Here is a 22,827-nt window from a genome sequence, read left to right as displayed (position 1 = left end):
GCGCGGTCGGTCGCGACGCGCGATCCCCCGAATGGGAATCCTTACTACCGATCCCCGTCTTAGCCAGCCCGTGGACAGGATCCTGCTCAGCACGGTCGCATACCGCCCCCCGGAGGAGGTGTTCCCGTACGTCCGGTCGTTCGTCGACTACCCGCGGTACACCGACCACCTGCGGGAGGTGCGCGTCCGCGGCGACGGCGACGTCGGCTCGGTCTACGACCTCGAGCTCGCCTGGTGGAAGCTCAACTACACCGCCCGATCGAAGGTGACGGCGATCGAGGCGCCCGAGTCGCTGCAGTGGCACCTGCTCAACGACGTCGACGCTCGCGGCGAGTGGCGCGTCGAACCCGAACCCGAGTCGGCGCCCGCCGAGGCCAAAGCCGCCAGCCGGATCTACTTCGACGCGACCTACGATCCCCACTCGGCCGACGAGAACGCGCTCGCGTTGCCCCGGTTCGTCTCGCTTGACTGGGTCGTCCGGAAGGTCGAGCCCAAACTGCTCAACGAGGCCGAGACCGTCGTCGAGCGACTGGTCGCCGACATCGAGGGCCGGCGACGCGACGTGGAGCTTACGGTCCACGAGATGCCCTGACCGCACCGAATACGCCGGGCGTCCACTGCGGGTTCGGAGACGTCGAAAGCCCGACGGCGATCCCGGTGTGCGTTTCGAAGCCCGCAAGGGCACATAAAGACGTTACATAGGTAGCCCGCATGCTCTGGGAGACCGGTCTGTTTCGCTCGAGTATGGGACGAGCAAGCGAGCGACGGCCGGAGTCGGACGTGCTGCGTATTTCACCCGAAAAGCTGTCGGTAACCGCCGTGAGCTCGCCGCCCGCACTCGAGGAGCGATGACCGACGACGGGACCTCGGAACGTGCCGCCTCCCCCGAGGAGGTCGACATCCTGCTGGTCGAGGACAACCCCGGAGACGTTCGCTTGCTTCAGGAAGCGCTCGCAGTCACCGACATTCCACACCGGCTCCACGTCGTCACTGACGGCGACGAGGCCATCGAGTTCGTTTACCGATGCGGCGAACACGCCGATTCCCCCCAGCCCGATCTGGTCTTACTGGACCTGAACCTTCCGCACACGGACGGCCACGAAGTGTTGAACGAGCTCAAGACCGATCCGGAGCACAGCCGACTCCCGATCATCGTGCTCTCGAGTTCGAACGAGGAGGGGGACGTCCGGCGGGCCTACGCCGCCGGCGCCAACGCCTACCTGACGAAACCGATCGAGCCCGACGAACTCGTCGAGCGCGTCGAGCTGATCGAGACGTTCTGGTTCTCGCTCGCGCAGCTCCCCGACTGAACGACGGTTCCGGGACCGGTACGGTCCGTCTCAGAGGGCGTACTCGTGGTCGCCGTCCTCGGTCTCGAGGAACGCCTCGAGGAGGTCGATCGTCGCCGCGACGTCGTCGACGTGGGCGGTCTCGGTGACGGTGTGTAGATAGCGCGTCGGGACCGAGATGGCACCGACGGGTTTCGCGCCGGCGGTGTTCTGGAAGCCCGCGGTGTCGGTGCCGCCCGCGGGCAGGATCTCGAGCTGGTGGTCGATGTCGCGTTCCTCGGCGACGGCCCGCATCCGGCGGTGGACCTTCGGGTTCGTGATGACGCTCGAATCCTTGAGCTTGATCGCGGTCCCCTCGCCGAGTTCGGTGACGTAGTCGCCGTCGTCGAACTCGGGGAGGTCGTTGGCGACGGTGACGTCGAGCGCGACCGCGAGGTCGGGATCGACGTCGACGCCCAGGGCGTTGGCGCCCCGCAGCCCGACCTCTTCCTGAACCGTCGCACAGAAGTGAATCGTCGCGTCGGGGGCCTCGAGCCGGCGCGCGGCCTCGAGCATCGCGAACAGACAGACCCGGTCGTCTAAGGCCTTCCCCGTGATCGTCTCGCCGACGCGTTCGGTGGTCTGGGCCATCGTGACCAGATCGCCCCGCGAGATCCGTTCGTCGGCCTCCTCGTAGGGGAGGCCGACGTCGACGGCGACGTCCTCGACCTCGGGAGTCTTCTCCCGTTCCTCCTCGTCCAGGGTGTGAGGCGGCGGGGAGCCGATCACGCCCGGTACGTCGCCGTCGTCGGTGTGGATCGTCACCCGCTGGGCCTTGAGGACGCGGGCGTCCCACCCGCCCAAGGCGTCGAGTTCGACGAAGCCGAACTCCCCGTCCTCGCCGCGGACGTTCCGGACCATGAACCCGATCTCGTCCATGTGGGCCGCGACGGCGACCGAGTACTCCGATCCTCCCTCGAGCGTTCCCACCACGTTGCCCATCGCGTCGATTCGGACGCGATCGACGCTGTCTTCCAGTTCCTCGACGACGAGTTCGCGCACGCGGTCCTCGTAGCCGGGGACGCCGCTGGTCTCGGTCAGTTCCTCGAGAAGTTCGGTGTCGAACGGAACGGAACCCATGCTCGAACGTGCGACCGAATCGGTGATAAGCGCGCGGAAACCGCTCGACGCACGGCGTCGAATTTGAACTCGGAACGGAATAAATCTCCCGTTTCGACGCTCCCGCGCCGTCGACGTTGAGATATTAACCGCGGGGTATTAACCGATCCGTCTACAAGGGGTGTGTATGTCTGACGTACGTGTCGCAGGTGCCGGGCTGACCCCGTTCGGTCACAGCCCCGATCGGACGAGCCGGGACCTCTTCGCGGAGGCGACCGTTGCCGCCTTCGAAGAAAGCGGCGTCCCCAGAGGGGACGTCGACGCACTGTTGTACGGCAACTTCATGGGAGAGCTCTCCGAGCACCAGGGCCACCACGGCCCGCTGATGGCAGAGGCCGCGGGGATCCAGGCGCCGGCGACCCGCTACGAGTCGGCGTGTGCCTCGAGCGGGACCGCCGTTCGTGACGCCGTCATGCGGATCCGCAACGGCGAGGACGACGTCGTCCTCGTCGGGGGCGCAGAGCGGATGACCAACCTCGGCACCGCGGGCGCGACCGAGGCCTTAGCGATCGCGGCCGACGATCTCTGGGAAGTACGGGCGGGCATGACCTTCCCCGGCGCGTACGCGCTGATGGCCCAGGCGTACTTCGACGAGTACGGCGGCGAACACGAGGATCTCGCCCACATCGCGGTGAAGAACCACGAGAACGCCCTGTCCAACGAGAAGGCCCAGTACCAGAGCGCGATCGAGATCGAGGACGTCCTCGAGGCGCCCCCAGTTTCGGAGCCGCTCGGACTGTACGACTCCTGTCCGATCTCCGACGGCGCCGCCGCGGCCGTGCTGGTCAGCGAGGCCTACGCCGAGGAGCACGGCCTTGACGCCCCGATCTCGATCTCGGGGACGGGACAGGGCGGCGACCGGATGGCCTTACACGACCGCGAGTACCTCGCCCGCTCGCCCGCCGCCCGCGAGGCCGGCGCGGAGGCCTACGCCGACGCGGGCGTCGACGCGGCCGACGTCGACGTCGCCGAGGTCCATGACTGCTTTACGATCGCGGAGGTGCTGGCGCTCGAGGCGCTCGACCTCGAGCCGGTCGGCGAGGGGATCTCGGCAGCCCGGGACGGCCGAACCACGGCCGACGGCGAGACGCCGATCAACCTCTCGGGCGGGCTGAAGGCCAAGGGCCACCCCGTCGGCGCGACGGGCGTCTCCCAGATCGCCGAGCTCACCGACCTGCTTTCGGGCGCCCACCCCAACAGCGAGTTCGTCTCGGACGCGACGACCGGGGTCGCGCACAACGCGGGCGGAACGGTCGCCAGTGCCACGGTTCACGTCCTGGAGGTGAACGAGTGATGGCTGACGACGGTTCCGAGGTTCAGGACGCAGGCTTCGACGAGTGGCTCGACGCCGCCGAGGAGGGCGCGGCCTACTGTCTCGAGTGTCCCGAGGGCCACGCCTCGCTGCCGCCCCGCCGGGTCTGTCCGGACTGCGGCGCGACCGACCTCGAGGAGACCGCCCTGCCCGACAGCGGCGAGATCGAGACGTTCACCGTCACCCACGTCCCGACGCCCGCCTTCGAGGAGGACGCCCCCTACGCGACGGCCGTCGCCGCCTTCGGTCCCGTCCGGCTCACCGGCCAGGTCGTCGACGTCGACCTCGAGACCGTCGAGACCGGGCTCGAGGTCGAACTCGAGATCGCGGTCTCGGAGACGACCGGCGAGCGCGTCCTCGGGTTCGGTTCGGTTTAATCAGGTCGCCGGCCCCGGCCGTACCGCGCCGTCACCCGGGTACTCGCCCGATCCGACTCGAGACGGATCGCCGCGCGGATCGGGAATGATAGTTCACTCGAAATCGGGCAGATTAGCCCCTGATCTGCGAGCGAAAGCGCATAGCTTTTCAGTCACACGCCCGGGTATTCGGTACTCACATGGAAGACCGCTACGAGCAGACGCAGGACGAGATCAACCCCGTAGACCTCCGGTTTTCGAAGGACGAGATGGAGGAACAGGTCGATCACCTGCTCGAGTTCATCCGGGACCGCGTCGACGCGATGGACGCCGACGGCGCGGAGATCGCCCTCTCGGGCGGCATCGACAGCACGGCGACGGCCTACCTCGCCGCCGAGGCGCTGGGCGCCGACAACGTTCACGGCGTGCTCCTCCCCAAGGAGGTCAACCAGGATGAGAACATGAGCGACGCCGAACGCGTCGCCGAAGAGCTGGGCATCGACTACGACGTGATCGGGATCGACTCGATCATGGAGGAAGTCTTAGCGCAGGGCGACGCCCAGACCGAGAACCCCTCCGAGGACGAGTGGGAGGGCCGCTACGTCGGCAACACCAGCGCCCGCGTCCGGATGACGCTGATCTACCTGCTGGCCAACCGCGAGAACCGGATCGTCCTCGGCACCGGGAACCGCGCCGAACTCGCGACCGGGTACGTGACGAAGTACGGCGACGGCGGTGTCGACTGTAACCCGCTTGCCAACCTCTACAAACAGCAGGTCCGACAGGTCGCGGCCCACATGGGCGTCGACGAGTCGGTCGTCCAGAAGACGCCGACCGGGGGAATGGTCGACTACGGCACCGACGAAGAGGAGATGGGCATGAGCTACGACACGCTCGACGCCGTCCTCGCGTTCTACGTCGACGGCAACCTCCCCGCGTCGGTGACGGCCAGGCTGACCGACACTTCGGTCGAGGCGGTCGAGCGCATCCAGGAGTTCCACGACGAAAGCGCCCACAAGCGGTCGCCGCCTGCGGAACCGGAGCCGCTGTTCTGAGGTCTTCTCGTCTCGAGTCGCATCCTCGACTTCGCACTCGACAGCAGTGGCGTCCTCGCGCGTCGGTCGTCCGTCAGGTTTCGAGATCGGAGTCCGAACCGACCCCGGAGCTCGAGCCGACGTCGGAGTCGACGCCGAGTTCGCCCTCGAGCAGCTCGGTCGTCAGGTACTCGACGAACTTCTCGGGGTGTTCGGCGTGGGGGAGCTGGGTCGCGTAGTCGATGACGACCAGGTCCAGGTCCGCCGCGTCGGCGAGGGTTCGTCCCTCCCGCAGCGGGACGAGCTCGGCGTCCCGTCCCCAGACGAGCGTGGTCGGCGTCTCGAGGGCGGCGAGTTCGGTCTGGAGGTCGAAGTCGGGATCGAGCGTCCCCGAGGCGAAGGAGGCGGGCGCGTAGCGAGCGCCGGGCTGGTGGGCGCTCGTCCAGGCGTACTCGACCTCCTCGTCGATCCGATCGGGGTCGTAGTAGCCGTCCCGGTCGTAGAAGTACCGGATCGAGGGCTTGCTCGCCAGCAGGTTAAAGAGGGTCGTCCCGACCACGGGCGAGCGGATCAGGGTGCGCAGCCACGGTCGCTCGTCGCCGGTGTCGGCGGTCGGTCCGATCAGGACGAGGTGGGCGAACTCGCTCTCGTCGGCGGCGTCGACGGCGAAGGCCCCGGTCAGCGAGGACGCGACGACGATCGGCTCGTCGGTGACGTCGGCCGCGAAATCGCGGATGAAATCGGCGTACAGTCCCGCGGAGTAGACCAGCGGCGGGCGCTCCGAGCGCCCGAATCCGGGCAGGTCGACCGCGACGACGCGGTAGTTCTCGGCCAGCCGTTCGACGATCGGCTCGAACTCGTAGCTGCTGGCGCCGGCGTGGATCCCGTGGAGCAGCAACATCTCTTCGTCGTCGGGGTCGCCGGCGACGGTGTAGCTCGCCTCCATCCCGCGCCAGCGGTAGGTGCGTTCGATCCCGGCGAGCCGGTGGTCGAACTCGCTGGCGCGGCGTTTCAAGAGCCGATTCCCGAGCGCGGCCGCCCCGACGGTGCCGAGGAGACCTCCGAGAACTGTTCGGATTCGCATACGGACCCGTACCGCGGCGAACGCCTTAGACCTGCGGTCGGCACGGCTACGGGTTCCGGGTCTCGAGCTCCTCGAGGCAGTCCGCGACCGGCGCGAGCACCTCGGCGGAGATCGTGTAGGGGTCGGTCTCGCCGTCGGCGACCGCGGTCGCCAGCTCGTCGATCCCGCCGGCGTCCTCGAGTTCGTCCTCGAGCATCGCGTGGACGTCCTCCCGGAGCAGCGTTCGGATCTCCTCGGCGTAGCGCTGGCGGGCCTTCTCCGCGCGGGCGCCCGAACCGACGAGGAACTCCCGGTGGGCCGCGAGCTCGTCGATAAAGTCGTCGACGCCCGTGCCGTCGGTGGCGACGGTCTCGACGATAGGCGTGGTCCACGTCTCGCGGTCGTCCCCAGTCGACTCCTGGGCCGCGACCGCGGAGCCGCCGCCGTCGCTCCCCGCACCGGGGCCGTGGTGGCCACCCCCGCCGAAGCCGCCGCCGGAGTCGAGCTCGATCATCTCCCGGAGTTCCTGGACGGTGCGGTCGGCGCCCGGACGGTCGGCCTTGTTGACGACGAAGACGTCCGCGATCTCTAAGATGCCCGCCTTCAGCGTCTGGACGTCGTCGCCCGATCCCGGAGGAACGAGCACGGCGACCGTGTCGGCGGTGCGGACGATGTCGATCTCGTTTTGCCCGGCGCCGACGGTCTCGATGATAATCTTGTCCTTCCCGAAGGCGTCCATCGCCTTGACGGCGTCCGCCGTCGCCGTCGAGAGTCCGCCCAGGGTGCCGCGAGCGCTCATCGAGCGCACGAAGACGTCCATGTCGCCGACCGTCGACGCCATCCGGATGCGATCGCCGAGCACCGCCCCGCCCGTAAACGGCGAGGACGGATCGATGGCGATGACGCCGACGGTCTCGCCGCGCTCGCGGTAGGTCTCGGCGAGCTTGTCGACCAGCGTCGACTTCCCCGCGCCGGGGCTGCCGGTGATTCCGATGACCTCGGCCTCGCCCGTGTGGGCGTACAGCTCGGAGATCAGCTCCCGGTAGCCCGGCGAGCGGTTCTCGATCCGCGAGATGACCCGCGCCAGCGCCCGGTGTCTCCCCTCGAGCAGCTCCGCCAGCAGCGTCTCGTCGTCGTCGTTCATCGGTCGGGCGCGTTCTCGCGGACGAACTCGATGGTCTCTTCGATCGACGTCCCGGGGCCGAAGATGGCCGAGACGCCCTGCGCTTCGAGTTCGGGGCGGTCCTCCTCGGGGATCACGCCGCCGACGAGCACGAGGGTGTCCTCTGCGGCACCGTACTCCTCGAGGCCGTCCATGATCTTCGGGACGAGCGTGTCGTGAGCGCCCGAGAGGATCGAGATCCCCAGTACGTCGACGTCCTCCTGGACCGCCGCCTGAACGATCTCCTCGGGGGCCTTGTGCAGCCCCGAGTAGATCACCTCGAACCCGGCGTCGCGGAACGCGCGCGCGATCACGTGCGCGCCGCGGTCGTGGCCGTCGAGGCCGACCTTCGCAACCAGACACCGGATCGACTCCTGCTCCTGTTCGCTGCTCATACCCACACCTTCCCGATCCGACTGTTTGACTTTAACGGAAGTTCCTGCAGATTTCGCCGCCCGTCCCGTCAGCGACTCGTGCGGCTCGAAAATCGGACCGCCGGGCCGACGCCGAGCGCGACGGAATCCGAGGCCGTGGCAACAATTAGCATTCGAAACCAAAGGCCTAAGAGCGAAACCGGCTTACATTCACCCAATGACTATCGTACATCTATTGCGGAGGGATCTCTCATGGGCGTTGAAATAAAAGAAACCAGAGTAACCGACGCCGAGTTCGAGGAGATGCGGGAGTTCGTCTTCGAGTATCTCGCCGCCAGCGTCGAGAAAGAGGAGGAGGGCGGTCGGATGCGCTGGTACCCCTGGCACTCCGCGGAGTACCGGCACAACCACATCCTCAACGTCGTCGACCTCGCCGAGGAGATCGCGCGCAAGGAGGGTGCCGACGTCGACATCACCCGCGTCGCCGCGGTCTTTCACGACGTCGCCAAACTCGAGACCGACCAGGATCTCCACCCCGAAGCCGGCGCCCGCGTCGCCCGGGAGTACCTCGAGTCCCGCGCGGAGTTCCCCGACTCGTTTATCGACCAGGTGTGTCGCGCCGTCGAGCAACACGCCTACCAGGGCGACCTGACCGACCTCTCCCTCGAGACCCAGTGTCTCATCGAGGCCGACCTGCTCGACAAGATCGGCGCCAACGGCACCGCCCTCATGCTGTTGCGGATGGGCTACGAGGCCCGGACCCACATGGACACCGACGAGATGGTCGACCGCGTCCTCGAGCGCGGGTACGACGCCGCCTCGCGGGTACAGAGCGACACCGCCGAGGGGATCGCCCACCAGCGGCTCAAGCGCGTCAAGTGGTTCCGCGAGTGGCTCGAGGACGAGATCGCGGCGATGGGCTGACACGGCGGCGACCGCCGGAGCCAGGTTCCGCGCGTCGCGAGTCAGACGATACCCGCCGCCCCCACCGCGAGGAAGACGACGCCAAAGCCCGCCAGGACCAGCGCGCTGCCCGCGGCGACGATCGGCGCCAGCGCGTCGACGCGCCGTCCGGCCGACACCAGTCCGGCAGGGTAGGCGACGATCCAGAGTGCGATCCCGCCGAAGAAGCCGACGAGCAGCGCCGGCGACCCGGTCTCGACGACGAGCGCTCCCTCGAGCGCGGCGCCGACGGCCGGGACGTGCGCGAGCACGTCCAGCGTCCCCGGCCGCAACAGGCCGACGCCGGCGGTGAGCCAGAACCCGATCTGGTAGGGGTTAGTCAGCGACAGCGCGAACGTCTTGCGGAATCCGGTCGACGCTCCGCGGCCGCCGTCGGTGAAGGAGTTCGCGGCCCGGGCCTCCCGCACCGCGCCGACGGCGAAGTAACACATGAGCACCCCGCCGAACAGGTAGAGGACGGGACGGGCCAGCGGGTAGCGGTCGATCACCGCGACGACGCCGGCCAGCGTCAGGACGAAAAAGAGGACGTCGGCCAGCATCGCGCCCAGTCCCGCGCGAAATCCGGCCGTCCACCCGCGGACGACGCTCTCCTCGGCGATAATCGCGTTCATCGGGCCGGGGGGCGCCGCGAGCGCGATGCCGAAGACGACCCCGGCGAGGACGGTTGCGACTGACACGGTCTGGTCTCGAATCCGCGGCCGACCGTGAAAAGCGTCGCGTTCGACGGTTACTCGAGGGCGCCGGGAACGATCCGGCAACCGCACGGCGAGGCCACTCCGTCGGTCGGTCCGGTCAGGGTCACCGTCGCGATCGACCGCCCGCAGACGGGACAGTCGGGAAGTGTCGACGCCGCGTCCGGTCCGTCTCGGGTCATCGTCGGCCCCGTTCCGGCGCGGTCGGTCGCCGCGGAGGTGGCCTCGAGCGCGTCGTGGGATCGCGTATCATGGCTGGAAGCGGGCCCACTCGGAGTCGGACTTGAGTCGGCACTCGGTCCGACGTTCGCCCGCAGCGGGTTATTTCTACTGGCCATTATCAGCGGTTGGGGCTCGCCGACGCGAACCGACCGCCCCTCGGTTCTTTGTCGTCGACGTGGTACGGACGGTATGGATAGACGCCGCAACCGCGCGCCGACGGCCGGCATCGACCGACGGAATCGGACGGAGGATCGATGGGAGTGAAACGGCGCCCCCTGCTCGCGCTCGGCTGTTCGAGCGCGCTCGTCGGCTGTCTCGACGGCGGCGGAAACGACGGGGAGGCCGGCGGCGACGCGGCGCCGAACGGAGACGCCGCGTCACCCCCGTTCGAGTTGCGGACGGTCGACGCGCCGGGCAGCGAGGACGGCGAGGCGACCGTTCCGGGCGCGGGGCAGGTGACGTTTCTCAACCCGACGCGGACGCTGTGTCCCACCAGCGAGGGGCTGATCGGAACGATCGGCGACGCCAGAGCCGAACTCGAGTCCCGGTACGAGGTCGGCCCGGACGGCGACGTCCGGTTCGTCTCGCTGGTCGACCCCCGATCCGGTCCCGACCCCACCCCCGAAGAGCTGGGCGAGTGGTGGGTCGAACACGGCGGCGAGTGGACGATCGGCATCGACGAGGAGGGTTCGATCAACGACCACTACGAGGTCAGCGGGTTTCCGACGGTGCTAGCCCTCGACGCCGACGGCGAGGCCCACTGGCGCGACACCGGCGGCACCGGCTCGAGCAACATGGTCGACGGGATCGAGCGCGCGCTCGAGGCCGAGCCCGAAACGCCGGCTCCTCGAACCGAGGACGACGGCGCGAACGGGTCGGCGGACTGACCGAACCGGAGAACCCTTTTCGGTCCGACCCGTAGGGAGGCGTATGAACTCGGATCGCGTCCGTCGACCGATCGCGGGCCGCGCTCGCTCTCGAGGGGTGACCGCCCGGTGAGACGACGCGACGTCGTCGCCGGGATCGGCAGTCTCGGCGCGCTCGCGGGCGCGGGGTCGGTCGTGCGCTACGGCCTCCCGTCGATCGACGGCGGTACGGCCGCCGCGGACGACGACGAGGACGAGGAGGTCGAGGAGTGGCCGATGGAGGTCGAGACGATCGAGGCCCGGGGGAGCGAGGCGGGAACGATGACCGTTCCCTCCGAGAACGTCATGGTGCTCATGTTCTTCGTCAACGGCTGTGGCAACTGCCAGGCCCAGACGGGACGGGTCGCCGACGCCAGGGCTCAACTCCGGGACGATCACGGCGATGCGGTCAGCTTCCTGTCGCTGACCTACGACTCCAGAGAACAGATTCCGCCCGACGAGCTCCGCGAGTGGTGGGAGACCCACGGCGGGAACGGCTACCTGAGCTACGACGCCGCCGATCCGATGCACGAGTACGCCGCGGTCGGCTACCCCGTCACGATCGTCATCGACCCCGACGGCGAGGAACACTGGCGGGACACGGGGATCACCGACGGCAGCCGGATCGTCTCGGCGGTCGAGGACGCGCTCGAGGCGACGGCGGCCGACGCGGAAAACGAATCCGCCGAGAACGGGACGGACGGAGCGGGCGAACCCGGCGCCGACGGGACCGGGGAAAACGGCTCCGACGGCACGAACTGATCGCCTCGAGCGATCGAGCGAAGCGAGCCGCGGCTACGCCTCGGCCTGCCAGCTGCGGACGCGGTCGGCGCTGACGCCGTCGACGTCGTCGGCGACCGCGTCGGGATCGGCGTCGGTCAGGTCCTCGAGGCTCTCGATACCCGCGTCCTCGAGCTTCGCGGCGGTCTTGGCCCCGACGCCCTCGAGGCTCTCGAGGTCGGAGCCGTTCTCGCGGGCCTGGAACTCCCGGTAGTTACAGATCGGACACCCGAGCTCCCAGGGCTCGTCGCCGCTGTGGACCACGAGTTCGGGGAGGTCGTGGTCGTCGCAGCGCTCGTCGGTGACCTCGATCTCGCCGCGGCGGGGCAGGGGCAGCGAGTACTCGCAGTCGGGGTAGCGCGTACAGCCCACGAGCCGGGAGCCGCTCCGGAGGGTCTTGACCGCGAGCTCCCCGCCGTGCTCGTCGCCGCAGTCCGGGCACTCGCCCAGAACGGGCCCCTCGCCGGCCTCGTCGGCCTTACACAGCGGACAGCCGTGGACGAACGTCTGACGGCCCGCGAGCATCTTCACCCCGTTGAGCCCGTGTTCGTCGCACTCCGCGTCCATGATCAGCGGCTTGCCCGTCGAGGGCAGCGGCAGCGTGTACTCGCAGTCGGGGTAGCCGTCGCAGCCGATGAAGTAGGAGCCGTGGCGGCTCTGGCGCACGAGCAGGTCCTCGCCGCAGTCGGGACAGGGACCCAGGCGCTTGTCGTCTTTCAGCGACTTGCGGAGGTGATCGCCGATCTCCTCGCGCGAATCCGCGAGGTTCGCGAAGATCTCCTCGAGCATCTCCCGGGACTCGTCGGTCACGTCCTCGAGGTCGGCCTCGCCGGAGGCGATGGCGTCCATGTCGGCCTCGAGCTGGGCAGTCATCCCCTCGCTGACGACCCGATCGGCGTAGTTCTCGGCGGCGTCGACGACCGCCATCGCCAGTCTGGTCGGGCGCGGCGGATCGCTCTCGATGTAGCCGCGGTCGTAGAGTTTCTCGAGCGTGTTGTGGCGGGTCGACTTCGTTCCGAGCCCGAGATCTTCCATCGTCTCGATCAGCCGCGACTGGCCGTACCGGCGGGGTGGCTGGGTCTCCTTTTCCTCGCACTCGATGTCCTCGATCGTTAGCCGTTCACCGGTCTCGACGTCGGGGACGTAGTTCTCCGAGGTGTTGAAGTACGGGTAGACGTCGTGATAGCCCGGCTCGACCAGGCGCTTGCCGTTTGCCTTCAGGCGGGCGTCGTCGACCTCGGCAACGACCTTGAGGTGTTCCCACTCCGCGGGGTCGGCGACGGTCGCGTAGAACCGGCGGACGACCAGCTCGTAGAGCTCCCACTCGTCGTCGTCGACGTCTCCGCCGCGGGTCGGAATCTCGCCCGTCGGGTGGATCGGCGGGTGGTCGGTCGTCTCCTCGTCGCCCTCCGTCGGGCGGATCTCGTCGGCCTCGAGCAGCGAGTCGGCCGAGTCGCCAAGCGTCGAGTGGCCGACGAACGCCTCGAGCAGCTCCTCGGGATCGAGGTCGTCGGGGTAGACGGTGTTGTCGGTTCGGGGGTAGGTGATGTAGCCGGCGGTGTAGAGGTCCTCGGCGATCGACATCGCCCGCTTGGCCGAGTAGCCGATCGCGCTGGCCGCGCGGATGAACTGGGTCGTGTTGAACGGGGCGGGCGGGTCGTCGGTGCGGGTGCGGCGGTTGACGTCGACGACCGTCGCCGCGTCGCGACTCGAGAGGGTCTCGTAGACCTCGTCGGCGCGGGCCTCCTCCCAGACGCGCTCGGCCTCGTTGTCGTCCTCGTCGCGGTAGAAGTACTGGGCCTCGAAGGTCGTCTCGTCGTCTCGCGGTTGCTCACCGCTCGACGTTTCCGAGGCGTGTTGCGCCTCGCTCTTTTTCAGGTCGGCGAACAGCTCCCAGTAGGTCTCGGGATCGAACGCCTCGATCTCCCGCTCGCGGTCGACGATCAGCTTCAGCGTCGGCGACTGGACCCGCCCGACCGAGATGAAGTCGTCCCCGAGCTGGCCGGCCGATAGCGAGAGGAATCGCGTGAGCGCGGCGCCCCAGATCAGGTCGATGATCTGGCGGGCCTCGCCCGCGGCCGCGAGGTCGAAATCGAGGTCGTCGGGCTCCTCGAAGGCGCTTTTGACCTCGTTCTCGGTGATCGAGGAAAAGCGCACTCGGCGGATGGGGACGTCCGCGTCGACCTCACGGACGATGTCGTACGCTTCCTTCCCGATGAGCTCGCCCTCGCGGTCGTAGTCGGTCGCGATCGCGACCCGTTCGGCTCGGCGCGCGAGGATCCGCAGGGTGGCGACGATGTCCTCTTTCGTCGCGGTCTTTTCGACCTCCGCGTCGATGAGCTCGACGGGCTCGACGTTCCGCCAGTCCGAGTACTCCGCGGGGAAGTCGACGCCGACGACGTGGCCCGACAGCCCCACGCAGCGCTTGCCGCCCCACTCGTAGACGTTGACGCCGTTCTCGCGAGTCGAGTCGTAGGTGCCGCCGGAGAGGATGTCGGCGATCCGTCGAGCGGCGTTGTCCTTCTCGGTGATTATCAGTTCCACCGCCGATCACCTCGCGGCTCGAGCGACGGCTCCGGAGCGACGGTCGCGGTCATGATCGCCCGGTACGGCTGAGGATCTGATAACGCTTTCGGCGAAACCCGCAGCCAGCGCGGGTGTGCGTGCGATACGCGGGCGTTTGCGCTCGCGCGCGAGGAGGTGTCCGGTTCGCCGCGCGCCGGCGAACGAGTCCGGTGCGGCGACCTCGCGCTACAGCGGCGTGAACGGGAGCGACGCCGTCGACTCCGCGTCGTAGTCGAGGGCCGTCGATTGGTCGACGTCGGGCGGCGTCAGCACGTCGACGATCCGCGGGGCGTTCCCGACCGCCCCCTCGCGCGCACCGCCGAAGACGAACGGGCCGCGTTCGGGTTCGACCGGCCGGAAGACCCCGCGGTCCTCGGAGCCGACGACCGGGACGACCTCGGCGTTCTCGAGGTCGAATCCGCCGCCGAGGGCCGCCTTTTCGACCGACAGGATCGCCGTCCCCTCGTCGAAATCGACGAGCGTGTCCGGCGATCCCAGGTCGTTGCCGTCGGCGTCGACGACCGACGAGCCGAAGCCGCTGGCGGCGACGCGGTAGTGCCACTCGGCGTCGAACGCGACGGTGAGTTGCAGGTCGCCGAGTTCGGTCGTCCGCCCGCCCTCGAGGGACGGATCGCGGAGGTAGACCGCGAAGTAGTGGGGCGAGAACTCGCCGCCGAAGGTGTCGTAGAGTTCGTCGACCTCGAATACGAGGCGGTACTCGCGCTCCGTCTCGTAGACGGCGAACGACTGCAGGTCGAACGCGCCCTCGCGGAAGTCGTCGCTGGTCGGATACGTGTACTCGCCGGGGCCGTGGTCGTCCCCGCTCGGATCGTCGAACTCGGCGACGAGGTCGCCGGGCGAAACGGTGACGGTGGCCGACTCGAGGACGCGTTCGCTGTCGGGGTCGCGCAGGACGACCTCGTAGTCGCCGGGCGTCGTGATCGCGTACCCGAACTCGACGGTCTCGTCGGACGCCCCGGGCGGGAGGCGGACGTTGTCGAGGGCCGCGCGGTCGCCGTCGACCTCGATCGCGACCGTCGTCCCGCCGACGAACGCGCCGTCGTTGGCGCCCGTCGCCGTGACGAACGGGTCGCCGAGCGTCGCCTCCTCGTCGATGGCGTACTCGAGGTCCTGGGTCGGACGCTCGTAGGTCGGGAGGTCGCGGCGTTCCCGGCCCTCGGCGGGGCGCAGCCGGATCGCCGTCCCGCCGCTGCGGGCCATCGACGCGAGGATCGTCGTGCTCGGATCGACGACCGCCTCGTCGATCCTGACGGTTTCGGGGTCGGCCTCGTAGCCGCCGCCGATCCCGTCCGAGTAGAGCTCCGCGACGTACTTCGGACCGCGGGGACCCTTCCTGCGGCCCGCCTCGCCGGACTCGCCCGGCGCGAGGAACTCGAGCGGAACGTCGACCGCGCGTCCGCCCTCGTCGGTCATCGCGCCGACGTACCACTCCTCGCCCGCTCGCCGAGCGGTGACGGTGTAGTCGCCGACGGCGGCGTCGACGACGACCGTCTCGTCCCAGCCGGCCGCGGGAACGGACTCGAGGAACGCGAACTCGGGTTTCGCGTCGACGTTCTCGTTCTCGGGCGTGTAGCCCTCGTACTCGGCCGGAACCGGGGACGGTTCGCCGGCTTCGGTCACCCCGATCGTGTTGAGGTTGAACCCGCCGACGTCGCCCTCGAACGCGTCGCCCGAGTCGTCGTAGTGGAGTTCGATCGCGACCTCGTTGTCACCCTCTGCGAGGTCGATCTCCGTCGTGAACACCTCCCACCGGTCCCAGTAGTCGGTGAACTCGGGCGAGACGGTCGTCGTCTCGTCGTTGACCCGAAGCGTCGCCCGCGGCGCGCCGGCCTCGAGGACGCGCTCGGCGTTGTCCTCGGCGTCGGCCGCGTAGCGCAGGTGGAGGTCGTACGTGCCGGCGTCGACGTCGCGGACGGTAAACGAGACGGACGAGCCGGAGGGAACGCGGTTCGGGTCGACCGCGACGTAGTTCGTTCCGAAGGCGTTTCGCCACTCGTCGAGGGTGACGAAGCCGTCGACGTCGCCCGAAGGGGCCTGCAGACACTCGCCGACCTCGAGGGTCTCGTCGACGTAGGCTTCCATTCGATCGGCGGCCATCTGCAGTCCGCTCAGATACGTCGGGTACATCGCGAGCTGTTTCGCTCGCGTCGTCTGGACCCGATCACCGCGGTCGTCGGTGAACGTGAGATCGAAGATGCCGGGCTGAAAGCTAACCGGGCCGGCCAGGTTGCGGGTGAACGGCAGCGTGACGTGGTGGGACGGGTCGAGGGTCGAACTGAGCTGATCGAAGCCGTCGAACTCCTGGGCTCGCACGACCTCCCGGTTGGCGACGTTCGGATAGGTCCGGAGCTCGCCGGTCGGCTTGATCCCCTCGTGGATCTCGAGGAGCTGGCGGTTGGCCGCGGCCGCCTCGATGACCAGCCGGTGGTGGTTGACCGCCAGCTGGTTGTGCTGGTTGTGGGTCGGCTCGGAGCCGTCACCCTCGATACCCAGCCCCGAATCGGAGACGTAGCCGTTCTTGATCGAGTGGATGCCCACGTCCTCGTACTGGGCGAAGATATCGTCCTCGAGTATCTGCTCCTCGTAGTTCGGCAGTGCCCCAGCCGTCTCGTTGTGCATCGTCATCTCGACGTCGCTCTCGAGCGAGCGCCCGTACTCGGTGACCTCGCGGACGTCGAAGTCGGGATAGGAGTCGTCGACGCCGAACTCGAGGCCGGTCCCGTCGCCGGGGTAGGTGTCCCACCCCTGGTTCCACCCCTCGACGAGGACGCTATCGATACCGTTTCGATCCGCGAACCGCATGTACCGCTTCATCCGCTCGGTTCGGGCGCCGTGTACGTAGCCCGCCGGATCCTCGCCGGCGTCCGCGAGTTCCTCGTCGGACCGGTACTCCCAGTTGGCCGACCCCGCGATCATGGTCCACCAGATGCCGACGTACTTCCGGGGTTCGATCCAGCTCGTGTCGGGCTCGCCGTCGACGGTCGGAAGGACCGATTCGTCGAGCTCGGGGCTCAGAAGCGGAATCAGCTGGGATTCGATCAGGTCGCCGGGCCGCCGACCGATCTGGATCGTCCGCCAGGGCGTCGCCGTCGGCAGCTCGAGCGACGCCTTCGTCCCGTCCGGCAGCGGCGTCAGCTCCGTCGCGAACGTCGTCCCTCCGTCGTCGGATCGGGGCGCGAGCGTCGCGGCGGCGTAGTCCTCCAGGTCGGCCTCGTGAACGCTCAGGTAGGCGTCGTCGTCCGTCCGGACGGTAAGGGGCGTGTGCGCCCCGCGTTCCATCGACGTCCCCGTCGGTCGGGTCTCCCGCTCGCCGCCCGGAACCTCGCTGAGGGGCGTCTCGGCGTACTCCTGTTCGAACCGCGGGTTGGTGACCTCGTTGTCGATCCACCAGGCGGTGTAGTCCCCGGCGAAGGCGACCTCGGTGTTCTCCGAGGTGACGACGGCCCGCTCTCGGTTGCCCTCGAAGCTCTCGTCGAGGACCGTCCGCAGTCCCACGCCGTCGTCGAACGCCCGGATCTCGAGGTTCGCCGACCGACCCGGGCCCTCCGTCTCGGTCAGGCCGACGACCAGGGACTCGTAGGGCGCGCGAACCTCGTCGAACGCTCCCCAGACCGGGTCCCACGCCTCGGTCGCGGACTCGCGCTCGGTACCGGTGACCTCGAGGGCGGCGCCGTCGCCGTCCTCGCCCGCGCCGAACGTCGGCTGGTTTCGAAAGTCGAACCCGATCGCCGAGGGTTCGACGTAGGTCGTCCCGTCGACGGCGATCTCGTAGGCGGGGACGCCGTCCGAGGCGTCGACGGTGATCGAGATCGATCCGTCGGGCGAGGTGACCCGCTGGACGGGGCCGTCGTCGTCGTTCGCCACTCGAGCGGCGGCCCCGTCCGGAACGGTCCGGACGTACGCCGCGGCGGCCAGCGCGCCCGCCGCCCCGGTCAGGAACGCCCGTCGGTCAGAAGGGAACAACGATTGTTGTGATCGTTTCTCACGCATTGTACTCGCCCTTCTCATCTATTATTATAAATGTGGGTGCTTGATAGAATGGGGCGCGAGCGGCGACGGACGAGGTCGGCGAAACGACCGCGCTCGCGGCCCAACGACGCTCTACGGCGTTCGACCACGTCAGCGGCGAGGTCCTCGCCCGCCGCGAAGCCTCGGATATCAGCTACCGAACAGCTCCCGGTACGCTTTTCACTACTCGATGTTACCACCTAGTTGTATGAGCGAGTTCGATCAGTTCAGCGACGTCGGCGAAGCGGACGTCACGCGCGCGATCGGCCAGGAGTGGACCGAGGAGTTCATGGACTTCTCGGACTCAGACGTCATCGTCGTCGGCGGGGGTCCCTCCGGGCTCACCGCCGCGAAGGAGCTCTCCGAGCGCGGGATCAAAACGATGGTCGTCGAGAAGAACAACTACCTCGGCGGGGGGTTCTGGCTCGGCGGGTTCCTGATGAACAAGGTCACCGTGCGCGATCCCGCCCAGGGGATCCTCGAGGAGCTCGAGGTCTCCTACACGGAGTCCCAGGACAGCGAGGACCTCTACGTGGCGAACGGCCCCGAGGCCTGTTCGGGGCTGATCAAGGCCGCCTGCGACGCGGGCGCGAAGATGCAGAACATGACCGAGTTCACGGACATCGTCATCCGCGAGGACCACGCGGTCTCGGGGATCGTGATGAACTGGACGCCCGTCCACGCGCTGCCCCGCGAGATCACCTGCGTCGACCCCATCGCCGTCGAGGCCGACCTGGTCGTCGACGCGACGGGCCACGACGCGATGGCCGTCAAGAAACTCGACGAACGGGGCGTCCTCGACGCGCCCGGTATCGGCGACGCCGAGGCTCGAGCAACGGGGATGGACCAGACCGGCGACGACAGCTACGGCGCGCCGGGCCACGACTCGCCGGGCCACGACTCGATGTGGGTCGGCAAGAGCGAGGACGCCGTCGTCGAGCACACCGGACTCGTCCACGACGGGCTGATCGCGACGGGGATGGCCACGGCGACGACCTACGGGCTGCCGCGCATGGGGCCGACGTTCGGCGCCATGCTCGTCTCGGGCAAGCGCGCGGCCCAGGAGGCCATCGACGAACTCGGCGTCGACGCCGACCCCGTCGACGTGACCTCGCGGACGACGCCGGCCGACGACTGAGACGGAGCGCCGTCCGCTACCGTCTTTCGTCCGTCGTCGGGCGCTCGTCGTCCGATGACGGTCGGAACCGCGGTGATCCGAACGGCACAGATTTTATATTTCGGGTACGGTTACCGTAGACGAGAATGGAGTCGCCCTCGCCGAGCGGTCCCGACGTCCGCACGCAAACGCGGCGACAGGAGATCGTCGCCGACCTCGGACAGCGAGCGCTCGAGACGGACGATCTCGAGGCGCTGCTGGACGAGGCGACGGACGCCCTCGTCGAGGGGCTCGCGATCGAACGCGCGGCCGTCCTCGAGCGCCGCCCCGCCGGCGAGGCGCTGCTCCGGGCGGGCGTCGGCTGGCGGGACGGGCTGGTCGGCTCGGCGACGGTTCCGGCGGGCGCCGAGACGTTCGTCGGCGAGGCGCTTCGACGCGAGGAGCCGTTCCTCCTCGAGGACGGCCGCGGCGAGAGCCGCGTCGATCGTCCCGAACTGTTCGTCGATCACGGCGTCGTCGGCGGGATCGGCGTCCGGATCGGCCCCGCCGAGGAGCCATGGGGCGTGCTGGGGGCGTACGCGACCGATCCCCGGTCGTTCTCCACCCACGACGCCAGCTTCGTCCGCAGCGTCGCGGCCGTCCTCGGATCGGCGATCGAGAACGGCCGGACCCGCCGGCAGTTCGAGGACACCTACGGTCGCATCTCGGACGCGTTTTTCGCGCTCGACGAGGACTGGGAGTTCACCTACCTCAACGAGCGGGCCCACGAGCTGATCAATCCCGACGGCCGGGAGCTCGTCGGTCGGAACGTCTGGGAGGCGTTCTCCGCGGCCCTCGAACGGCAGTTCAAACCGAAGACGAGCGGGCGATGTACGAACAGGAGACCGTCTCGTTCGAGGAGTACTACCCGGAACCGCTGGACAGCTGGTTCGAGGTGCGAGCCTACCCCTCCGAGACGGGGCTGTCGGTGTACTTCCGCGACGTCACCGAGCGCACGGAACGCGAGCGCGACCTCGAGCTGTTTCGCACGCTGCTGGACCACTCGAACGATATCGTCCTGGTTATCGATTCGGAGACGGGACGGCTCCTCGACGCCAACGAGACGGCCTGTCGTCGCCTTGGCTACGACCGAAACGAGCTGCTCGAGCTCGCGGTCCCCGATATCGAGCGGCGGTTCGCCGACGTCGAGGCGTGGCGCGACCACGTCGCGGACGTCGCCGTCGCGGACGGCATGACGATCGAGGGGGTTCACGAGCGGGCCGACGGAACGACTTACCCCGCGGAGGTCAACGTCAGCTACGTCGGCGTCGACGACGGCTACATGATCGCCGTCGCCCGCGACATCACCGACCGCAGGCGACGCGAGCGACGGCTCAGGGAGTCCCAGCAGCAGTACCGAACCCTCGCCGAGAACGTCCCCAACGGGATCGTGACGCTGTTCGACGACGACCTGCGGTACACGCTCGCGGCGGGACGAACCTTCGACACGCTGCCGGTGTCGCCGACCGAGATCGAGGGTCGGTCCGTCCGGGAGGCCTGGCCCGACGGGGTCGCCCGGAGCCTCGAGGGGGCCTTCCGGACTGCCCTCGAGGGCGACTCCCGGGAGGTCGAACTCGAGTACGCCGACCGGGAGTGGATCGTCCACGTCGTCCCGATCACCGACGGCGACGGCGGCGTCTTCGGCGGGATGACCATCGCCCAGGACATCACCGAGCGCAAGGAGCGGGAGCGTCAGCTCCGAATGCGCGAGCGACGGCTCTCGACGCTGATCGCCAACGTCCCCGGAATGGTCTACCGCTGCGAGGACGAGCGCGGCTGGCCGATGACGTTCGTCAGCGACGCCTGCGAGGACCTCACCGGGTACGACCCCGACGCCCTCGAGAGCGGCGAAGTGAGCTGGGGCGAGGACGTGATGGTCGAGGCCGACCGCGAGCAGCTGTGGGACGCGGTCCACGAACGGGCGTCGAAGGGCGAACCGTTCTCCGAGACCTACCGCATCGAGACCGCCGCCGGCGACCGTCGGTGGGTCAGGGACTACGGTCGAGCGCTCTTCGACGACGAGGGCGAAATCATCGACGTCGAGGGGATCATCGCGGACGTCACCGACCGAAAACGCCTCGAGGAACAGCTCAAGGAGCGACGCCGTCAGCTCGAGGCGTCGAACGAGCGCTTAGAGCAGTTCGCCTACGCAGTCAGTCACGACCTCCAGGAGCCCCTGCGGATGATTACCAGCTACCTCGGATTGATCGAGAGCCGCTACGGCGACGAGCTCGACGCCGACGGCGAGGAGTTCCTCGAGTTCGCGGTCGACGGGGCCGAGCGCATGCGGACGATGATCGACGGCCTGCTGGCGTACGCCCGGGTCGAGACCCAGGGCGAGCCGTTCGAACCCGTCGCCCTCGACGCGGTCGTCGACGACGTCCTCGCGGACCTGCAGCTCCGGATCGAGGAGAGCGACGCCGAACTCGAGATCGAACCGCTCCCGCGGGTCCGCGGGGACGCGGATCAGCTCCGGCAGGTGTTCCAGAACCTCCTCGAGAACGCGATCACCTACAGCGGGGACGAACCGCCCCGGATCCACGTCGACGCGGACCGACGGGACGACGAGTGGGCCGTCTCGGTCGGCGACGAGGGGATCGGGATCGATCCCGAGGACCAGGATCGGATCTTCCAGGTGTTCGACCGCCTTCACTCCGCCGAGGAGTACGAGGGGACGGGCATCGGGCTGGCGCTGTGTCGACGCGTCGTCGAGCGCCACGACGGCGAGATCGCCGTCGACTCCGAGCCCGGCGAGGGGGCGACGTTTACGATTATGCTGCCCGCGATCGGCGGCGAGTGAGCGCGCTCGAGCGGGAATCCCCACGGTTTTTCCCTGCGGCCGACTCGACTCGAGCATGCGCGTCGTCGTCACCGGTGCGACCGGCGGTATCGGAAGCTGGATCGTCGATCACCTCGCGGGCGAGGACCACGAGGTCCTCGGCGTCGACCTCGAACGTCCGCCCGGCGAGCGGAAGAACGCCGCCTTTCTCGCGGGCGATCTGACCGACCAGGGAACCGCCTGGGAACTGATCGACACCGCGGATCCCGACGCTGTCGTCCACTGCGCGGGAATCCCGGCGATGGGGATCCGTTCGGGCGGCGAGACCTTCGAGACGAACGTTCTCAGCACCTACCACGTCCTCGAGGCCGCCGGGCGAGCGAACGCGGAGGTCGTCTGGACCTCGAGCGAGAGCACCTACGGGATGCCCTTTGCGGCGACGCCCCCGCTGCCGGAGTACCTGCCGATCGACGAGGCCCACCCCAAGCGCCCGGAGGATCCCTACGGCACCTCGAAGCTCGTCGGCGAACTGATCGCCGAACGGACGGTCCGGGCGTTCGACGTCCCCATGACGTCGATCCGCCCCTCGTGGGTGAGCTACCCCGGCAGTCGGCAACTCGCCGAGGTTCGCGAGGCGTTCGACCCCGAGACGGCCGATCGGAGCGGGAACTACTGGTCGTACGTCGACGTCCGCGACCTGGCCTCGCTGGTCGAGGCCGCCCTCGAGGCCGACCGCGAGGGCCACGAGGCCTACCTCGCGGTCGCGGCGGAGAACTACCTCGGCAGACCCACCGCGGAGATGATCGAGGCGGTGTTCGGCGACCTGCCCGCCGACTGTGCGCTCGAGGGCGAGGAGTCGGCGTTTACGACGGCGAAAGCCCGCGAGGAGCTCGGCTGGGAGCCCGAGCACACCTGGCGGGAGGCGGAACAGGAGCCCTCCCACGCCCCGTCGTTTCTGGACGGCTGACGCGAGGGCGAGCCCGATCGC

18 protein-coding genes and 2 pseudogenes are annotated in these 22,827 nt (G+C 68.7%); 12 read left to right on the top strand and 8 right to left on the bottom strand.

What is annotated here, in order from left to right; translation table 11 throughout:
• Window positions 1-70: 70 nt before the first annotated feature.
• A complete protein-coding gene (locus GWG54_RS01125) occupies window positions 71-592 on the top strand; it encodes an SRPBCC family protein (protein WP_167936021.1) in 522 nt (173 codons plus the stop codon).
• 256 nt (window positions 593-848) lie between these two features.
• Window positions 849-1,310 carry a response regulator gene (locus tag GWG54_RS01120; protein ID WP_167936020.1) on the top strand — a complete coding sequence of 154 codons (462 nt, stop codon included), beginning with the start codon at window positions 849-851 and terminating at the stop codon, window positions 1,308-1,310.
• Between the two features lie 30 nt (window positions 1,311-1,340).
• On the opposite strand, the gene GWG54_RS01115 is transcribed toward GWG54_RS01120, so the two are convergent.
• A complete protein-coding gene (locus tag GWG54_RS01115; RefSeq protein WP_167936019.1) occupies window positions 1,341-2,408 on the bottom strand; it encodes a M42 family metallopeptidase in 1,068 nt (355 codons plus the stop codon).
• Window positions 2,409-2,574: 166 nt separating this feature from the next.
• On the opposite strand from GWG54_RS01115, the gene GWG54_RS01110 reads away from it, so the two are divergent.
• From GWG54_RS01110 to GWG54_RS01100, 3 genes are all read left to right on the top strand, one after another.
• On the top strand, window positions 2,575-3,741 hold the full coding sequence (locus GWG54_RS01110; protein WP_167936018.1) for a beta-ketoacyl synthase N-terminal-like domain-containing protein: 1,167 nt from the start codon (window positions 2,575-2,577) through the stop codon (window positions 3,739-3,741).
• Window positions 3,741-4,136, top strand: a complete 396-nt coding sequence (locus GWG54_RS01105; RefSeq protein WP_167936017.1) for a Zn-ribbon domain-containing OB-fold protein — start codon at window positions 3,741-3,743, stop codon at window positions 4,134-4,136. Before GWG54_RS01110 ends, GWG54_RS01105 begins: the two co-directional genes overlap by 1 nt.
• Before the next feature lie 179 nt (window positions 4,137-4,315).
• Window positions 4,316-5,170, top strand: a complete 855-nt coding sequence (locus GWG54_RS01100; protein WP_167936016.1) for an NAD+ synthase — start codon at window positions 4,316-4,318, stop codon at window positions 5,168-5,170.
• Between the two features lie 73 nt (window positions 5,171-5,243).
• Here the strand turns inward: GWG54_RS01100 and GWG54_RS01095 are convergent, their stop codons facing one another.
• The 3 genes from GWG54_RS01095 to GWG54_RS01085 are packed head-to-tail and all read right to left on the bottom strand — an operon-like array spanning window position 5,244 to window position 7,769.
• Window positions 5,244-6,233, bottom strand: coding sequence for an alpha/beta fold hydrolase (locus tag GWG54_RS01095; RefSeq protein WP_167936015.1), 990 nt, complete (start codon window positions 6,231-6,233; stop codon window positions 5,244-5,246).
• Window positions 6,234-6,279: 46 nt separating this feature from the next.
• Complete coding sequence (gene meaB / locus GWG54_RS01090; RefSeq protein WP_167936014.1) at window positions 6,280-7,356, bottom strand: methylmalonyl Co-A mutase-associated GTPase MeaB; 1,077 nt, start codon at window positions 7,354-7,356, stop codon at window positions 6,280-6,282.
• Window positions 7,353-7,769 (bottom strand): cobalamin B12-binding domain-containing protein, encoded by a 417-nt coding sequence (locus GWG54_RS01085; RefSeq protein ID WP_167936013.1) that lies wholly within the window; start codon window positions 7,767-7,769, stop codon window positions 7,353-7,355. The genes meaB and GWG54_RS01085 overlap by 4 nt, the downstream gene beginning before the upstream one ends.
• A 231-nt stretch (window positions 7,770-8,000) precedes the next feature.
• On the opposite strand from GWG54_RS01085, the gene GWG54_RS01080 reads away from it, so the two are divergent.
• Window positions 8,001-8,672: an HD domain-containing protein gene (locus GWG54_RS01080; protein WP_049893227.1), complete on the top strand. Its 672-nt coding sequence runs from the start codon at window positions 8,001-8,003 to the stop codon at window positions 8,670-8,672.
• Between the two features lie 41 nt (window positions 8,673-8,713).
• On the opposite strand, the gene GWG54_RS01075 is transcribed toward GWG54_RS01080, so the two are convergent.
• Complete coding sequence (locus GWG54_RS01075) at window positions 8,714-9,388, bottom strand: LysE family transporter (RefSeq protein WP_167936012.1); 675 nt, start codon at window positions 9,386-9,388, stop codon at window positions 8,714-8,716.
• A 50-nt stretch (window positions 9,389-9,438) separates the two neighbouring features.
• Window positions 9,439-9,741, bottom strand: coding sequence for a hypothetical protein (locus GWG54_RS01070; RefSeq protein ID WP_167935825.1), 303 nt, complete (start codon window positions 9,739-9,741; stop codon window positions 9,439-9,441).
• Window positions 9,742-9,879: 138 nt separating this feature from the next.
• Here GWG54_RS01070 and GWG54_RS01065 point away from each other — a divergent pair, with 138 nt between their 5' ends.
• Together GWG54_RS01065 and GWG54_RS01060 are read left to right on the top strand one after the other, a co-directional pair.
• The gene (locus tag GWG54_RS01065; RefSeq protein ID WP_167936011.1) at window positions 9,880-10,512 is read left to right on the top strand and encodes a TlpA family protein disulfide reductase; all 633 of its coding nucleotides are present in this window, start codon (window positions 9,880-9,882) and stop codon (window positions 10,510-10,512) included.
• 108 nt (window positions 10,513-10,620) lie between these two features.
• Window positions 10,621-11,292: an alkyl hydroperoxide reductase gene (locus tag GWG54_RS01060; protein WP_167936010.1), complete on the top strand. Its 672-nt coding sequence runs from the start codon at window positions 10,621-10,623 to the stop codon at window positions 11,290-11,292.
• A 33-nt stretch (window positions 11,293-11,325) separates the two neighbouring features.
• On the opposite strand, the gene GWG54_RS01055 is transcribed toward GWG54_RS01060, so the two are convergent.
• Together GWG54_RS01055 and GWG54_RS01050 are read right to left on the bottom strand one after the other, a co-directional pair.
• A complete protein-coding gene (locus tag GWG54_RS01055) occupies window positions 11,326-13,854 on the bottom strand; it encodes a DNA topoisomerase I (protein ID WP_167936009.1) in 2,529 nt (842 codons plus the stop codon).
• A gap of 207 nt (window positions 13,855-14,061) precedes the next feature.
• On the bottom strand, window positions 14,062-17,886 hold the full coding sequence (locus tag GWG54_RS01050) for a glycoside hydrolase family 97 catalytic domain-containing protein (RefSeq protein WP_167936008.1): 3,825 nt from the start codon (window positions 17,884-17,886) through the stop codon (window positions 14,062-14,064).
• A 226-nt stretch (window positions 17,887-18,112) separates the two neighbouring features.
• Here GWG54_RS01050 and GWG54_RS01045 point away from each other — a divergent pair, with 226 nt between their 5' ends.
• From GWG54_RS01045 to GWG54_RS01030, 4 genes and pseudogenes are all read left to right on the top strand, one after another.
• Window positions 18,113-19,042 carry a sulfide-dependent adenosine diphosphate thiazole synthase gene (locus GWG54_RS01045; protein ID WP_167936007.1) on the top strand — a complete coding sequence of 310 codons (930 nt, stop codon included), beginning with the start codon at window positions 18,113-18,115 and terminating at the stop codon, window positions 19,040-19,042.
• A gap of 125 nt (window positions 19,043-19,167) precedes the next feature.
• Window positions 19,168-19,620 (top strand): annotated as a pseudogene (locus tag GWG54_RS21255) (GAF domain-containing protein); the annotation flags it as partial.
• Window positions 19,621-19,889: 269 nt separating this feature from the next.
• Window positions 19,890-21,860, top strand: a pseudogene (locus GWG54_RS01035) (PAS domain S-box protein); the annotation flags it as partial.
• 55 nt (window positions 21,861-21,915) lie between these two features.
• Window positions 21,916-22,806, top strand: coding sequence for an NAD(P)-dependent oxidoreductase (locus GWG54_RS01030; RefSeq protein WP_167936004.1), 891 nt, complete (start codon window positions 21,916-21,918; stop codon window positions 22,804-22,806).
• The last annotated feature ends 21 nt before the right edge of the window (window positions 22,807-22,827 follow it).

This window comes from Natronococcus sp. JC468 (assembly GCF_012163165.1).
Classification (GTDB): Archaea; Halobacteriota; Halobacteria; order Halobacteriales; family Natrialbaceae; genus Natronococcus; species Natronococcus jeotgali.
The sequence above is the reverse complement of the archived record's forward strand: the minus strand, read 5'-3'. Positions and strand labels throughout refer to the sequence as shown.